Raw genomic sequence first — 759 nt, 5'->3', positions numbered from 1 at the left:
ATCTATAATCACGGGCCATCGGCCGCGCCCGAGGTGACGGTCGCGGTGACCGCCGAGGCGGACATCGAGCCGGAACCTCCGAAGCGGCGGTTTGGCCGCTTCTTCTCCGCCGAACGTACCGTGAAACGGGAGTTTTTCGGCAGCGCCAGCCGCCCCGGCATCTCCAGCGTCATGGTCGACGCCTTCAATATCATGCAGGACCGCATCACCCGTGCGCGCCTCGCCGGCGATCCGCCTGACATGCTGATCTCGCCGCGGGTCGGCCAGATCGGCTGGTTCGACTTCCACCGTGCCGACGAGCTGATCGCGCACGGCATCCGCGCAGCCGAACGCGCCATCGGCGCGATCGAGGAAGCGATCGAAATCCTGGTGCCGCCGTCGACCGGCGCGGGCACCACCGGGAAATAGCGCTCAGGCGGTCTTGATGTAGTCGCGCAGCGCCTCCTGCTCGCGCTCATATTCCTGCACGCGGCTCTTGACGATGTCGCCGATCGAGATCAGCCCGACCACCTTGCCGTCCTCGACGACAGGCAGATGGCGGAATTTTCCGGTGGTCATCATTTCCATCAGCGCGCTGACCGTATCGGACTGCCGGCAGCTCACGACCTTCCTGGTCATGACCGCGCTCACCGGCTCGTCCAGCGCGCCCGCGCCGCGCTCCGAGAGCACGCGCACGATGTCGCGCTCCGACAGGATGCCCTCCATCCGGCCCTGCTCCATCACCAGCACGGCGCCGCTTTTGCGCTCGCCGAGCAGCTT

1 protein-coding gene and 1 pseudogene are annotated in these 759 nt (G+C 66.8%); one reads left to right on the top strand and one right to left on the bottom strand.

Annotation, left to right across the window (positions count from 1 at the left end):
* Positions 1-408, top strand: a pseudogene (locus NS334_RS16890) (hypothetical protein); the annotation flags it as partial.
* Between the two features lie 3 nt (positions 409-411).
* On the opposite strand, the gene NS334_RS16885 reads toward NS334_RS16890, so the two are convergent.
* Positions 412-759 (bottom strand): CBS domain-containing protein (locus NS334_RS16885; RefSeq protein WP_058757002.1); only part of this gene is annotated, 348 nt, incomplete at its 5' end.

The sequence above is a fragment of the Sphingomonas endophytica genome, assembly GCF_001476895.1.
Taxonomy (GTDB): Bacteria; Pseudomonadota; Alphaproteobacteria; order Sphingomonadales; family Sphingomonadaceae; genus Sphingomonas; species Sphingomonas endophytica_A.
The sequence above is the reverse complement of the archived record's forward strand: the minus strand, read 5'-3'. Positions and strand labels throughout refer to the sequence as shown.